Here is a 13,870-nt window from a genome sequence, read left to right on the forward strand (position 1 = left end):
CGTGAACGCTCAGGGCAGCCGGATGACCGGCGCTGGGCCGATGGGGATCGGGCCAAGGAAGGCGCGGCCGTTCTCGAACCGCAACGTGCCGTCCAGCCGGTCGGGATTGCCGGACACCCGAGCCAGCATGTCGCCCGCCCGCGACAGGGCCCCGGCCATCGTCTCGGACATGGCACCGGCGGCCCGGGCCACCTCGATCATCTCGCGCCAACGCTGCGCCTCGATGTCGACCGTGCCCTCGGCAACGCCATCCGCCCCCACGACCAGCACGCCGCTGGCGTCGAGCTCCAGCGCGCCCCATTGCATCGCCACCTCGGTCAGTTCGATCTCGCGCGGTTGCGGCCGGGCGCGTTCGATGGCCAGCCGGTCCCAGGGATTGTCGAAGCGCACCGTGGCGCTCACGTGCAACCGGTCGATCGTGTCCGACAGCGCACCCGAGGCGCGGGCGTTTTCCGCGAATGCGGGGTCCGGCCGGATGCCGGAGGCCGCCACGTCGAAGTCGTAGACGTGCCCCTGCCGCCCCGGCGTTTCACGCATCGCGACCTGGGCCTCGGCGATCCCCGTCTCTTTGCCCGCGTCGTCCACGATCAGCGCGTCTTCGATTTCGATCACGCTGCGCTGGATCGGCAGTTCGATGCTGGGTTCCAGCACCGCCGAGGCGCGGAAGCTCTCGGCCGAGATCGCGTGCCGCGCCTCGCGCGTGGCGAAGACCTGGTCGCCCGGCAGCACCGCGATGACCTCGGTCGGGCGGTAGCTGAGCGACAGGATCTGGAACTGCGGCGCCGACCAAGCGATGCCGGTCTCCGGGTCGGCCATGTTCAGCCCGGTGATCGTGGTGTCGAACCGGTTGGGAAAGCCCGCGGTGTCGAGCGTGTCGTACTCCGCCGTCCAACCCTCCGCCGCGCGGTCGTCGAACCACGCGGCCAGCACCCGCTCCATCGCGGTCGCGCCGATGAACCAGTACCCGCCCCAGCCGAGGGCGATGAGCACGATCACGGCGATGATGATCTGGGGAGCCTTGCGCATGATGACCTCTCTGATACGGTCCCCCCTTCTAGTCCGGAGGGTGAGCGAGGAAAAGCGCGATGGATACCGACCTGTGGGTCTTTGGCTACGGTTCGCTCCTGTGGAACCAGGGCTTTCCCCATGTCGAACAGGTGCAGGCGACGCTGCCCGGATTCCACCGGTCGTTCTGCATGCGCTCGATCCACCATCGCGGGACCGATGCGCGGCCGGGATTGGTGCTCGCGCTCGACGAACAGCCCGGGGCCAGCTGCCGGGGCATCGCCTTTCGTGTCCACCCCGAGCACCACGACCCGACGATGGTGGCCCTGCGCGAACGCGAGCTGATCTCCTCGGCCTATGTCGAGAAAGTCCTGCCGGTCGATCTTGTCGACGGGCGCCGGGTCGAGGCCGTGTCCTACGTCATCGACCCCGAACACGTGCAATACTGTCACCTCGACCTTGAAGAGCAGGCCAGCATCATCGCGGGCGCGGTGGGCGGGCGCGGCCCGAACACCGAGTATCTCTACAACACCGCCGATCACCTGACCGAACTGGGGATCGAGGACCCGGAACTCTCCTGGCTGGCCCGCGAAGTGCGCCGGATCACGGCCTGATCGGCCATTCGTTCCTTGTGACCCCGGCCAGCAGCCATTAACGTTCCGGGCAAAACAACATGTCCGGAAGGAGCCCGTCCGCATGGACACGCCGGATCACGGGGCCGAGCCGAAATTCACGCGACCTTTGCGTCAGATCCTCACGATGCTCATCGTGCTGGGGCTCGTTGGCGTCGGCGTGTTCTTCGCGTTGCCGCAGGTGCTGCCGGTCTTCCTCGCCAACCTGTATCTCAACGCCTTCATCGGGCTGGTCTTCGTCATCGGCCTCCTGGCCTGTTTCTGGCAGGTGCTCCAGATCGCCAACTCGGTGGGCTGGATCAAGGGCTTCGCGACGGGCGTGCACACCGACCGGGGCGCGCCCCGGCTGCTCGCGCCCCTGGCCTCGCTTCTGCGGTCGCGCGGGGCGCGGATGCAGATCGGGGCGTCCTCGGCGCGCTCGATCCTCGACTCCGTCGCGACACGCATCGACGAAGAGCGCGACATCACGCGCTACATCACCAACCTGCTGATCTTCCTCGGTCTGCTGGGCACGTTCTTCGGCCTGGCCACCACCGTCCCGGCGGTGGTCGAGACGATCCGCTCGCTCGCGCCGTCCGAGGGCGAAGCAGGTGTCGAGGTCTTCGACCGCCTGATGACCGGGCTCGAGGCGCAGCTGGGCGGCATGGGCACCGCGTTCTCCTCGTCGCTTCTCGGGCTGGCCGGCTCGCTGGTCGTCGGGCTTCTGGAGCTCTTCGCGTCCCACGGGCAGAACCGGTTCTACCGCGAGCTCGAGGAATGGTTGTCCTCGATCACCAAGCTGGGCTTCGCCCCGGGGGACGACCAGCAGGGTGACGTCGGGATCAACGACTACCTCATGCACATGGCCGAGCAGATCGACGGGCTGAGACACTCGATCGCGATGGCCGAGGATGGGCGCGCGACGACGGATGCGCGGCTCTGGCAGCTCGTCGACGGCGTCGACCGGCTGGCGCGCAACATGGGCGAGCAGCCCGATATCACGCCCCAGCTCGGGCGCCTGGCCGAGGGCCAGGACCGGATGATCGCGCTGATGGAGAACCAGCCGCAGCCCGGCACCCCGGCCGAGCCGAACGACGATGCCGAGGCCCGGATGCGCCTGCGCTCGATCGACGTGCAGCTTCTGCGTATCCTCGAAGAAATGTCCGCCGGCCGGCAGGAAACGATGGCGGAACTCCGCACCGACATCAACGCGTTGACCAGGGCGATCCGCGCGCTGGGAGGCGAGTAGATGGCGCTCGCGCGGCGATCCGTGCGCAACGTGTCGGGCACGATCTGGCCCGGCTTCGTGGACGCGATGACCGCGCTTCTGCTCGTCCTGATGTTCGTGTTGACCATCTTCATGGTGGTGCAGTTCGTCCTTCGCGAACAGCTGACCGGGCAGGCGACCGAACTCGACAATCTCTCGGCTCAGGTGTCCGACCTGGCCGACGCGCTGGGGCTCGAACGGCAGCGCGCGGCCGCGCTGGGGCAGGAGCTGGGCAGCCTTACCGCCACGCTCGGCGACATGCGCACGGAGAACGCCGCGCAGCGCGCCCGGATCAACGAACTGACCACCGAGACCGAGGAACAGGCCGCCCGCATCGCCGGCTACCAGTACCAGATCGCCAGTTTCGAGGACCAGGTGGCAAGCCTGCTGGCTGCCCGCGACACCGCTCTTGCGCAACGTGACACGGCGCGCGACGAGCTGGACACCGCGCAGGACGAGCTCGACGCGGCGCAATCGCGCACCGCCGCGCTGATCGCGAACGTCGAGGACCTCGAGGCCGCGCAGGCGCAGCTCATCTCCGAAAAGGAAGCGCTCCAGATCGCCCTCGCGCAAGCGCGCGAAGAGGTCGATGCCGAGGCCGAGGCGGCCCGGCTCGCCGCCGCCCGCCGCGAAGCCGTCGAGGCGCTGCTGGCCGACCTGCGCGCCGAGACCGACGCGGCCGATGCCGCGCTTTCCAGCGCCGAAGCGCGTATAAGCGAACAGGAAGAGGCGCTGCAATCGGCGCAGGCGACCATCGAAGGCCAGGCCGAGGAGCTCGCGGATGCACGCCAGCAGGCCGAGGACGCGCAGGCGCGCGCCGAGCGCGTGCAGGAGGAACTCACCGACGAGGAAGCCGCGCGGCTCGCCGATGCCGCCGCACTCGACGCGCTGCGCGAGCGTTTGAAGAACGCGGATGCGGAGCTGACCGCGATGGCGATGGCGCTCGAGGCGCAGCGCAAGCGGGCCGAGGACACGCTCACGCTTCTCGCCGCCGCGCGCACCTCGCAGGAAGAGCTCGCCGCCGCCCGCGACCAGGCGCTGTCGGAGGCCGACCGGCAGGCGGCCCTGCTTGCCACCGCCAACAACGCGCTCGAGCAGGAAGAGGCCCAGAGCGCCGAGGCACAGCGGCGGGTGGCGCTGCTCAACGAACAACTTCAGGCGCTGCGCACGCAGCTGGGCAACCTCGAGGCCACGCTGGGCGAGGCCGAAGCGCGCGAGGCCGAGGCGCAGGTCCAGATCGAATCGCTGGGCTCGCGGCTCAACACGGCGCTGGCGCAGGTCGCCGCCGAACAGCGGGCGCTGGCCCAGAACGAGGAAATCCTGGCCGAGGAACAGCGCCGCCGGGCCGAGCTCGAGGCGGCCGAGGCCGAACGGCTCCGGCGCGAGGCCGAGCGTCTCTCGGCCGAAGCGCAGGAGCTCGAGACCTACCGCTCCGAATTCTTCGGCAAGCTGCGCCGCATCCTGGGCGACCGGGAGGGCGTCCGGATCGAAGGCGACCGCTTCGTCTTCTCCTCCGAGGTCCTGTTCCCGGTCGGCGAAGCGGACCTGTCGGCGGCGGGGCGCGATCAGATCGCGCGGGTTTCGGCCATCCTGATGGACGTGGCCTCGGAAATCCCCGACGAGATCGACTGGATCCTGCGGGTCGATGGCCATACCGACAACCAGCCCTTCCGTGGCAACGCCGAATACGCCGACAACTGGGAACTCAGCCAGGCGCGCGCGCTGTCCGTTGTGCGTTTCATGCAGGACGACCTGGGTTTCCCGCCCGACCGGCTCGTCGCCGCGGGCTTCGGGGAGTACCAGCCGATCGCCGAGGGCGACAGCGACGAGGCGCTGGCGGCCAACCGGCGTATCGAACTCAAGCTGACCGAGAAGTAGGCGCTACTCGCGCACCGTCACCGTCGTGTCGCGCTGATCGAGCAGCGTGTCGCCGCGCCAATGGCTGACGCTGATGTCGTACTCGCCCGGGCTCCAGCCGCCATCGGGCTGGCGCCGACCGGCGGCGCGGAAGAACAGGACCTGCTGGCGATCGACCGCCTGGCGCCCGTCAACCATCGTGCTGCCGTCGGGCCGTTTGATGGTGATCTGGAGCGCATCGCCCGCCTGCCCGCCGAAAGCGAAGCCCCAGGCGACGAGTGCGGCGGCATCGGGTGGCAGGCTCTCGACGCCTTCGCGCCCGGCCTTGATCGCGTCGTATTCCGGGACGCCGGGGGACACACCGACCGCGACCAGCCCGCCGCCGCGATAAGGCGGACTGTCGGACCACAGGTCGTCTTCGGGCCCGTCATCCTCGCCGCAGACCGCGAGTTCGTCGGTGTTGAACGGATCGACAACGCGCCCGTCCTCGCGCACGGCCAGGTGGAGATGCGGGTATTGCGTCCGGCCGGAAAACCCGATCTGACCCAGCACCTTGCCCATCGGCACGCGCTGCCCTGCCTCGACCGTGATGCTGCCCTGCTTCATGTGGCAATACTGCGTCTCCCACCCGCCGCCGTGGTCGATCACGACGCCATTGCCGCATTCGCGGCCCGTGAGCAGCTCGGCCGGGGTGTCGTCGGCGCCGGTGTCGGGCATTCCGTCGCGCTGTCCCCGCACCACGCCGGGGGCGGCGGCGATCACGTCGACACCCTCCGCCATCGCCGCGAAGCTCGGCACCGCGAAATCAGTGCCCTTGTGTCCGTCGTAGGACATCGGTCCGCAGGTGTAGTCCGCCGCCCCGCGGCCCGGGTCCGCATCGGCGTATTGCAGGATGAAGCAATCGTCGCCGAGCGTGCAGTCGACGGGCAGGGACAGGATCGGGTCGCGGGCCGTCGCCGGCGCAGCGGCAAGCATCAGGGCAGGCAGGAGCAGGCGCATGGTCCAAGCATAGGCGGGCGCCCGGCCGGATCAAGCGGGGGAGGGGTTCAGCGCCCAGTCGATCGCGTCCTCGAGCCGGTCGTCGCCCCAGAACACCTCGCCCTCGACCACGAAGGTCGGCGCGCCGAACACGCCCAGCTTCATCGCCTCCGCGGTCTCGTGCGCCAGGCGGTCGATGATGCGCGGCGTGCGCGCGTCGGTCAGGGCGCGCGCGGGGTCGACCCCGACTTTTGTCAGCGCGAGCGTGAGGTTCGGCTCCTGCCCGGCCGGTTCGTCTTCCTCGAACCAGAGCTGGTAGGCCGCGCGCGTGTATTCCTCGACCCAGCCTTCCTCGACCCCGAGAATGGCGACCTGGTTGGCCAGTTCGAGCCCCTGAAGCGGATAGGCGGCCGGCAGGTCGGGTTCGAGCCCGTAGCGCGCCGCGCGCCGCGCGATGTCGCGCCACATGTAGGCCGCCTTCACGGGCTTGTCCTTGAAGGGGATGTTGTTCTGCTCGGTCATGACGTAGCGCACGTTGAACGGGCGCCATCGGAAGGTCACGCCGGCCGCGCGCGCCACGTCGGGCAGGCGCATCACGGTCAGGTAGCTGTAGGTGGACCCGATGGAGTACCAGAAGTCGATGGGTTGCATGTCGTCCCCCGCGCGTGTTGCGCGGCAGACTAACACGGCAGGCGCACAGGGCCGAAAAAGAAAAAAGACCGGCCCGAGGGCCGGTCTTTCGTTTTCTTGTCAGGGGCCGATCAGTCGGCGGTCAGAAGCGGCGGCTTCTTGCGGCTCGCGATACGCGGGCTGCCCGGCTCCTCGATCCGCAGGTCGATCTCGCCGTCCTTCACGCCGACCTGAACCACGCCGCCCTTGGCGAGCTTGCCGAAGAGCAGCTCTTCCGCCAGCGGCTTCTTGATGTGCTCCTGGATCACGCGGCCCAGCGGGCGCGCACCCATCTTGTCGTCGTAGCCCTTCTCCGCCAGCCATTCCGCGGCCGCCGGGGTGAGTTCGATCGCCACGTTGCGGTCCATGAGCTGCGCTTCGAGCTGAAGCACGAACTTCTCGACCACCCGCGTGATGATCTCCTTGCCGAGCGGCGCGAAGCTGATCACGGCGTCCAGGCGGTTGCGGAATTCCGGCGTGAACGTGCGTTCGATCGCCGCCGTATCCTCGCCCTCGCGCCGGTCGCGGCCGAAGCCGATCGCGGTCTTGGCCAGCTCCGTTGCCCCCGCGTTGGAGGTCATGATCAGGATCACGTTGCGGAAGTTCACCGTGCGACCGTTGTGGTCGGTCAGGCTGCCGTGATCCATGACCTGGAGCAGGATGTTGAACACGTCCGGGTGGGCCTTCTCGATCTCGTCGAGCAGCAGCACGCAGTGCGGATGCTGGTCCACGCCGTCGGTCAGCAGGCCGCCCTGGTCGAAGCCGACATAGCCCGGAGGCGCACCGATCAGGCGCGAGACCGCGTGCTTCTCCATGTATTCCGACATGTCGAAGCGCAGCAGTTCGACCCCCAGCTGGTCGGCCAGCTGACGCGCCACCTCGGTCTTGCCGACGCCGGTGGGGCCGGCGAACAGGTAGTTGCCGATCGGCTTCTCCGGATCGCGCAGGCCCGCGCGGCTGAGCTTGATCGCCGAGGACAGGGCCACGATGGCGTCGTCCTGCCCGAAGACCACGCGCTTGAGCGAACCCTCGAGGTCGCGCAGCACCTCCTGGTCATCCTTCGACACGTTCTTCGGCGGGATGCGGGCGATCTTGGCGATGATCGCCTCGATCTCCTTCGTGCCGATGGACTTGCGGCGCTTCGAGGCAGCGACGAGGTGCTGGGCCGCGCCCGCCTCGTCGATCACGTCGATGGCCTTGTCCGGCAGCTTGCGGTCGTTGATGTAACGGTCCGAAAGCTCCACCGCGGTCTTGATCGCGTCGTTGGTGTACTTGATCGCGTGATGCTCCTCGAAATAGGGCTTGAGGCCCTTGAGGATCTTCACGGTGTCATCGACCGTCGGTTCGTTCACGTCGATCTTCTGGAACCGGCGGCTGAGCGCGCGGTCCTTCTCGAAGTGCTGGCGGAACTCCTTGTAGGTCGTCGACCCCATGCAGCGCAGCTTGCCGCCCTGAAGCGCGGGCTTCAGGAGGTTGGAGGCGTCCATCGCGCCGCCGGAGGTGGCGCCGGCACCGATCACCGTGTGGATCTCGTCGATGAAGAGCACGGCGTCGGGGTGGTTCTCCAGCTCCGACACGACAGCTTTCAGGCGCTCCTCGAAGTCACCGCGATACCGCGTGCCCGCAAGCAGCGCGCCCATGTCGAGCGAGAAGATCGTCGTCTTGGACAGGACTTCCGGGGTCTCGCCCTGTTCGATCTTCTTGGCCAGGCCTTCAGCGATGGCGGTCTTGCCCACGCCGGGATCGCCCACGAGCAGCGGGTTGTTCTTGCGGCGGCGGCAAAGCACCTGGATGCAGCGCTCGACCTCGTGGTCGCGGCCGATCAGCGGGTCGATGTCGCCCTCGCGCGCCTTGGCGTTCAGGTCGACGCAGTACTTGGCCAGCGCCGAATCCTTGGCTTCCTCGTCCGCGGCCTCGTTGGTCGCTTCCTCGAAGTCCGGCGTTCCCGAGACGGGCCGGGTTTCGCCGTAGGAGGGATCCTTGGCGACGCCATGCGCGATGTAGTTCACCGCGTCGTAGCGCGTCATGTCCTGCTCCTGCAGGAAGTAGGCGGCGTTGGATTCGCGCTCCGCGAAGATCGCGACGAGCACGTTTGCCCCCGTGACCTCGGTGCGGCCCGAGGATTGCACGTGGATCGCCGCGCGCTGGATCACGCGCTGGAAGGCGGCCGTCGGCACGGCTTCGGAGCCTTCGATGTTGGTTTCGAAGGCCGAAAGTTCTTCGTCGATGTACTTGATCAACGTGCCCCGGAGGTCTTCCAGATCCACGCTGCATGCCTTCATCACGCGCGCCGCGTCGGGCTCGTCGATCAAGGCCAGAAGCAGGTGTTCCAGCGTGGCCAGCTCATGCTGTCGTTCATTGGCATGAGCGAGCGCGGCATGGATGGCCTGTTCAAGCGTGTTGGAAAAGGATGGCAAGTGGTTCACTCCTCGTTTCCGGGGGTCGGGGGGACAGGCGGGCCCGTCCGTCTCGACCGTGGCCTCATACTCTTAAGGTTCGGTTTTCGGGGCGCTTCTTCAAGTGTTTTCTGGACAGAAGACGCTCACACAGCGGTGATCGTTGCCCGATGGCCTAGAAATTGTCCTTGGCGCGGCGGATCGCGGCGAAAACCTCGGCGTCGCCGTCGTTCTCCATGTCGACGGCCTTCTTGGTTTCCGGCTGTCCCGCCCGCAGGAACGGGTTGGTCGCTTTCTCGAGCGCGAGAAGCGAGGGTACGGTGAATTCACCGCGTGCGCGCATCGCGTCGGTATCTTCGGCGCGACGGATGAGATCGGCGTTCTGCGGCTCCACCGTCAGGGCGAATTTCGCGTTCGCCGTCGTGTATTCATGACCCGAGCATATCACGGTTTCGTCCGGAAGCGCCATAAGACGCGACAGCGTGTCCCACATCTGCTCCGGCGTGCCCTCGAACAACCGCCCGCAGCCAAGCGCCATCAGGCTGTCGCCGGTGAAGGCGGCCTTCGCGTCGGCCATGTAATAGGCGACATGCCCGATCGTGTGCCCGTCGGCGGCCATCACGTCCACCTCGTGGCCCGAGAAGGTCGCGGTGTCGCCGGGCTCGACCGCGACGTCGAGCTTCGGCAGGCGCTCTGCATCGTGTTTCGCCCCGATCACGCGGCAGCCATAGGCGGCGCGCAGATCATCCACCCCTTCCACGTGGTCGCCGTGATGGTGGGTGATGAAAAGATCGGTCAGCGTCCAGCCGCGCCGGTCCAGCTCCGCCTTGATCGGCGCGGTTTCGGGCGCGTCGAACAGGGCCGTGTCGCCGCTTTCCGTGTCATGCACGAGGAAGGCGTAATTGTCGGCGCGGCAGGGGATGGTCACGAGGTCGAGCGTCATATCGGGACCAATATGGGGTGGGGGCTTCGCAGGCTCAAGGGGCGTTTTGCCCCCTTCCCACGGCGCATGAATGCTCTAACGTGCGACCATGCATCTGGACGCGCAGGATCTCCGGGCCTTCTATTACCGATCCGCCCTCGGGCGGGTGGCGCAGAAGAATATCCGGGGCGAGGTCTGCCGGCTCTGGTCGACCTCGACCAAGGGCCAGACGGTCGTCGGGTTCGGGTTCGCGGTGCCGCTCCTGCGCCCCTTCCTGCCGGATGCGCGCCGGGTGATCGGGCTGATGCCCGCGCCCCAGGGCGTGATGGCCTGGCCGTCGGGGATGCCCAACGTGTCGGTCCTGTGCGAGGAGCTCCTCTGGCCGATCGACACGGGCGTGGTCGACAAGCTCGTGATGATGCACGGACTCGAAACCTCCACCAACGCGCCCGCGCTTCTCGATGAGGCCTACCGGGTCCTTGGCCCCGGGGGGCGCGCGCTTTTCATCGTGCCGAACCGCGCGGGGCTTTGGTCGCGGTCGGACAATACGCCCTTCGGCTACGGCCGGCCCTATACCACCGGCCAGCTCGAGCATCAGCTGCGCGACCACGGCTTCGCGATCGAACGTCACTCGGCCGCGCTCTACCAGCCGCCGTCGCACAAGCGGTTCTGGCTCAAGACCGGGCCGATGTGGGAGAGGATCGGGCAGGGGGCCCCGCGCATGGCGGGGGGCGTGCTGCTCGTCGAGGTCTCCAAGCAGGTGCGCGGGCAGAACCGGCCGGGGCTGCCGCAGGCGGTGAAGCGACCGCTGGGCGTGCTTGGGGGGCTTGGCGCGCCGGAGCCGGGACGGCAAGCTGGGCGTGTCTCGGGGGGATTCGGAACGACCCGCACCTAGGGGTCCGACGCTGCCCGAAAAAGGGGCGCCGTGGTGCAATGCAGCGCCCCCGATACAACATTTCCGACCCCGTTTCGCCAATGTCCCATATGTTGGCGCAAAACCGGCTCATGCGTATTGCGGGCTTGGGATTGCTCTGCTAGACCCACGCCGAATTTCAGATCGCTCGCGAAAGCGCGGCATCGAGAGGCCGCCCCTGACTGCGCATGCAGCCAAAGGATGGGGCTAAAGACATCGGAAGGGTGGACGTGTCCGAACCAGCTTCGATCACTTCTGGGATTGCCCAGCGTTATGCCACGGCCGTTTTTGAACTGGCCAAGGATGACAAGAAACTTGCGGATGTCGAGAAGGACATCGACCAGCTCGACGCCGCTTATGCCGACAGCACGGACTTCGCCCGCCTGGTGGATTCTCCGATCTACGGTCGGGACGAACAGGCCGCGGCGATCAAGGCGCTTGCCGCCAAGATGGGGCTGAGCTCGCAGATGACCGGTGTCCTGGGCGTGATGGCCCAGAAGCGCCGCCTGTTCATCCTGCCGCAGCTGATCGCCCGCCTGCGCGAGATGATCTCCGAGGACAAGGGCGAGGTGGTCGCGGAAGTGACCGCGGCCAAGTCCATGACCAAGGCCCAGCAGGACAAGCTTGCCAAGGCGCTCAAGGCGTCGGTCGGCAAGGACGTGAAGATCAACGTGGCCGTCGATGAAAGCCTCATCGGTGGTCTCATCGTCAAAGTGGGTTCGAAGATGATCGACAGCTCGATCGCATCGCGCCTGAACGCACTCCAGAATTCCATGAAAGAGGTCGGATAAGAATGGGTATCCAAGCAGCCGAAATCTCTGCGATCCTCAAGGACCAGATCAAGAACTTTGGCCAGGAGGCCCAAGTGGCCGAAGTGGGTCACGTGCTGTCCGTCGGTGACGGTATTGCGCGGGTCTACGGCCTCGACAACGTCCAGGCCGGTGAAATGGTCGAATTCCCCGGTGGCATCCGGGGGATGGCGCTGAACCTCGAAGCCGACAACGTCGGCGTCGTGATCTTCGGCTCGGACCGCGACATCAAGGAAGGCGACACCGTCAAGCGCACGAACTCGATCGTGGACGTGCCGGTGGGTGACGCGCTCCTGGGCCGCGTCGTCGACGCGCTGGGCAACCCGATCGACGGCAAGGGTCCGATCGAGGCGAAAGAGCGCGCCGTCGCCGACGTGAAGGCGCCGGGCATCATCCCGCGTAAATCGGTGCACGAGCCGATGGCGACCGGCCTCAAGTCCGTCGACGCCATGATCCCGATCGGCCGTGGTCAGCGTGAGCTGATCATCGGCGACCGCCAGACCGGCAAGACCGCCGTGGCGCTCGACGCGATCCTGAACCAGAAGACCTACAACGACGCTGCCGGCGACGATGAATCGAAGAAGCTCTACTGTGTCTACGTCGCCGTGGGCCAGAAGCGTTCGACCGTTGCCCAGCTGGTGAAGAAGCTCGAGGAAACCGGCGCGATCGAATACTCGATCGTCGTGGCCGCGACCGCGTCCGACCCGGCACCGATGCAGTACCTCGCCCCCTACACCGCGACCGCGATGGGCGAATTCTTCCGCGACAACGGCCGTCACGCGCTCATGGTCTACGATGACCTCTCCAAGCAGGCGGTGGCCTACCGCCAGATGTCGCTGCTCCTGCGCCGTCCGCCGGGGCGTGAAGCCTACCCGGGCGACGTGTTCTACCTGCACTCCCGCCTGCTGGAGCGCTCGGCCAAGATGAACGAGGACAACGGCTCCGGTTCGCTGACCGCTCTGCCGATCATCGAAACCCAGGGCGGCGACGTGTCGGCGTTCATTCCGACCAACGTGATCTCGATCACCGACGGCCAGATCTTCCTGGAAACCGAACTCTTCTACCAGGGCATCCGCCCGGCCGTGAACACCGGCCTGTCGGTGTCGCGCGTGGGGTCGTCGGCCCAGACCAAGGCCATGTCCTCGGTCGCCGGTCCGGTGAAACTGTCGCTCGCCCAGTACCGCGAGATGGCGGCCTTCGCCCAGTTCGGCTCCGACCTGGACCAGGCCACCCAGCAGCTGCTGAACCGTGGTGCCCGCCTGACCGAGCTCATGAAGCAGCCGCAGTACTCGCCGCTCACCAACGCCGAGATCGTCTGCGTCATCTTCGCCGGTACGCAGGGCTACCTCGACAAGGTCGCGATCAAGGACGTGGCGCGCTTCGAGCAGGGCCTGCTCAACCACCTGCGCTCCAAGCACCAGGATCTTCTCGACGACATCACCAACAACGACCGCAAGGTGAAGGACGAGCTCGAAGAGAAAGTCCGTGCCGCGCTGGACGAGTACGCCAAAGGTTTCGCGTAATTCCCTGGTGATCTGAGAGGAGGCTGGCAATGCCAAGTCTTAAGGACCTGAAAAACAGGATCGACAGCGTCAAGTCGACGCGGAAGATCACCAAGGCCATGCAGATGGTCGCGGCGGCCAAGCTTCGCCGTGCCCAGGAAGCGGCCGAGGCCTCGCGCCCCTACACGGAACGGTTCAACGCCGTTCTCGCGGGGCTGGCCAAGGCGGCGTCCGGATCGGACGCGGCTCCGCTTCTGCTGCGTGGCACGGGCTCGGACAACGTCCAGCTGGTGGTCGTCATGACCGCCGAGCGCGGCCTGTGCGGTGGCTTCAACTCGTCGATCGTGAAGCTTGCGAAGACCCGGATCGCGGCGCTGCTCGAATCCGGCAAGACGGTCAAGATCATGACCGTCGGCAAGAAGGGCCGCGAACAGCTCAAGCGTGACTACGAAGACCTCTTCGTCGCCCACGTGGACCTGTCCGAGGTCAAGAACATCGGCTACCCGAACGCGCAGGACATCGCGAGTGACCTGATCAACCGCTATGAAGCGGGCGAGTTCGATGTCGCCACCATCTTCTTCAACACGTTCGAGAACGTGGTGACGCAGGTGCCGACCGAGAACCAGATCATCCCCGCCAAGTTCGACGACGTCGAAACCGAGGGCGCGGAAACGGGCTACGTCTACGACTACGAACCGTCGGAAGAAGAGGTGCTCGCCACCCTCCTGCCGCAGGGCGTGTCGACCGCGATCTTCTCGGCGCTGCTCGAGAACTCGGCGTCCGAACAGGGCGCGCGGATGTCCGCGATGGACAACGCCACCCGCAACGCGGGCGAGATGATCGACAAGCTCACGATCGAGTACAACCGCTCGCGTCAGGCCGTCATCACCAACGAACTGATCGAGATTATTTCGGGCGCCGAGGCGCTCTAAGGGAACCGG

12 protein-coding genes are annotated in these 13,870 nt (G+C 66.9%); 7 read left to right on the forward strand and 5 right to left on the reverse strand.

Annotation, left to right across the window (positions count from 1 at the left end; genetic code table 11):
* Positions 1-9: 9 nt before the first annotated feature.
* The gene (locus GQE99_RS05450) at positions 10-1,026 is read right to left on the reverse strand and encodes a DUF2125 domain-containing protein (protein ID WP_161350578.1); all 1,017 of its coding nucleotides are present in this window, start codon (positions 1,024-1,026) and stop codon (positions 10-12) included.
* Positions 1,027-1,085: 59 nt separating this feature from the next.
* Between GQE99_RS05450 and GQE99_RS05455 the strand changes: the two genes are divergently transcribed.
* From GQE99_RS05455 to GQE99_RS05465, 3 genes are all read left to right on the forward strand, one after another.
* On the forward strand, positions 1,086-1,619 hold the full coding sequence (locus GQE99_RS05455; RefSeq protein WP_202530586.1) for a gamma-glutamylcyclotransferase: 534 nt from the start codon (positions 1,086-1,088) through the stop codon (positions 1,617-1,619).
* An 82-nt stretch (positions 1,620-1,701) separates the two neighbouring features.
* Positions 1,702-2,865: a biopolymer transporter ExbB gene (locus GQE99_RS05460; protein WP_161350579.1), complete on the forward strand. Its 1,164-nt coding sequence runs from the start codon at positions 1,702-1,704 to the stop codon at positions 2,863-2,865.
* Positions 2,866-4,761 (forward strand): peptidoglycan -binding protein, encoded by a 1,896-nt coding sequence (locus GQE99_RS05465; protein WP_161350580.1) that lies wholly within the window; start codon positions 2,866-2,868, stop codon positions 4,759-4,761.
* A 3-nt stretch (positions 4,762-4,764) separates the two neighbouring features.
* Here the strand turns inward: GQE99_RS05465 and GQE99_RS05470 are convergent, their stop codons facing one another.
* The 4 genes from GQE99_RS05470 to gloB all read right to left on the reverse strand — a co-directional run bounded on the left by GQE99_RS05470 (position 4,765) and on the right by gloB (position 9,726).
* Positions 4,765-5,739 carry a M23 family metallopeptidase gene (locus tag GQE99_RS05470; protein ID WP_161350581.1) on the reverse strand — a complete coding sequence of 325 codons (975 nt, stop codon included), beginning with the start codon at positions 5,737-5,739 and terminating at the stop codon, positions 4,765-4,767.
* Between the two features lie 30 nt (positions 5,740-5,769).
* The gene (locus tag GQE99_RS05475; protein ID WP_161350582.1) at positions 5,770-6,369 is read right to left on the reverse strand and encodes a 2-hydroxychromene-2-carboxylate isomerase; all 600 of its coding nucleotides are present in this window, start codon (positions 6,367-6,369) and stop codon (positions 5,770-5,772) included.
* Between the two features lie 110 nt (positions 6,370-6,479).
* Positions 6,480-8,804 (reverse strand): ATP-dependent Clp protease ATP-binding subunit ClpA, encoded by a 2,325-nt coding sequence (gene clpA / locus GQE99_RS05480; RefSeq protein WP_161350583.1) that lies wholly within the window; start codon positions 8,802-8,804, stop codon positions 6,480-6,482.
* A gap of 154 nt (positions 8,805-8,958) precedes the next feature.
* Positions 8,959-9,726, reverse strand: a complete 768-nt coding sequence (gene gloB, locus GQE99_RS05485) for a hydroxyacylglutathione hydrolase (protein WP_161350584.1) — start codon at positions 9,724-9,726, stop codon at positions 8,959-8,961.
* 88 nt (positions 9,727-9,814) lie between these two features.
* On the opposite strand from gloB, the gene GQE99_RS05490 reads away from it, so the two are divergent.
* The 4 genes from GQE99_RS05490 (at position 9,815) to GQE99_RS05505 (ending at position 13,861) form a co-directional block, all read left to right on the forward strand.
* Positions 9,815-10,600, forward strand: coding sequence for a class I SAM-dependent methyltransferase (locus GQE99_RS05490; protein WP_161350585.1), 786 nt, complete (start codon positions 9,815-9,817; stop codon positions 10,598-10,600).
* Between the two features lie 248 nt (positions 10,601-10,848).
* Entirely contained in the window at positions 10,849-11,409 is a 561-nt protein-coding gene (locus tag GQE99_RS05495) for a F0F1 ATP synthase subunit delta (protein WP_161350586.1), read from the forward strand.
* Between the two features lie 2 nt (positions 11,410-11,411).
* Positions 11,412-12,950, forward strand: a complete 1,539-nt coding sequence (gene atpA / locus GQE99_RS05500; RefSeq protein ID WP_161350587.1) for a F0F1 ATP synthase subunit alpha — start codon at positions 11,412-11,414, stop codon at positions 12,948-12,950.
* Between the two features lie 29 nt (positions 12,951-12,979).
* Positions 12,980-13,861 carry a F0F1 ATP synthase subunit gamma gene (locus tag GQE99_RS05505; RefSeq protein WP_161350588.1) on the forward strand — a complete coding sequence of 294 codons (882 nt, stop codon included), beginning with the start codon at positions 12,980-12,982 and terminating at the stop codon, positions 13,859-13,861.
* Positions 13,862-13,870 lie beyond the last annotated feature (9 nt).

Origin of the sequence: Maritimibacter harenae, from assembly GCF_009882975.1 — a bacterium.
Lineage (GTDB): Bacteria > Pseudomonadota > Alphaproteobacteria > Rhodobacterales > Rhodobacteraceae > Maritimibacter > Maritimibacter harenae.

Excerpts from the sequence above, each read along its gene's own strand:
- GQE99_RS05450 (WP_161350578.1), bottom strand. The coding sequence starts at position 1,026 with ATGCGCAAGGCTCCCCAGATCATCATCGCCGTGATCGTGCTCATCGCC.
- GQE99_RS05455 (WP_202530586.1), top strand. The coding sequence starts at position 1,086 with ATGGATACCGACCTGTGGGTCTTTGGCTACGGTTCGCTCCTGTGGAAC.
- GQE99_RS05460 (WP_161350579.1), top strand. The coding sequence starts at position 1,702 with ATGGACACGCCGGATCACGGGGCCGAGCCGAAATTCACGCGACCTTTG.
- GQE99_RS05465 (WP_161350580.1), top strand. The coding sequence starts at position 2,866 with ATGGCGCTCGCGCGGCGATCCGTGCGCAACGTGTCGGGCACGATCTGG.
- GQE99_RS05470 (WP_161350581.1), bottom strand. The coding sequence starts at position 5,739 with ATGCGCCTGCTCCTGCCTGCCCTGATGCTTGCCGCTGCGCCGGCGACG.
- GQE99_RS05475 (WP_161350582.1), bottom strand. The coding sequence starts at position 6,369 with ATGCAACCCATCGACTTCTGGTACTCCATCGGGTCCACCTACAGCTAC.
- gloB (WP_161350584.1), bottom strand. The coding sequence starts at position 9,726 with ATGACGCTCGACCTCGTGACCATCCCCTGCCGCGCCGACAATTACGCC.
- GQE99_RS05490 (WP_161350585.1), top strand. The coding sequence starts at position 9,815 with ATGCATCTGGACGCGCAGGATCTCCGGGCCTTCTATTACCGATCCGCC.
- atpA (WP_161350587.1), top strand. The coding sequence starts at position 11,412 with ATGGGTATCCAAGCAGCCGAAATCTCTGCGATCCTCAAGGACCAGATC.
- GQE99_RS05505 (WP_161350588.1), top strand. The coding sequence starts at position 12,980 with ATGCCAAGTCTTAAGGACCTGAAAAACAGGATCGACAGCGTCAAGTCG.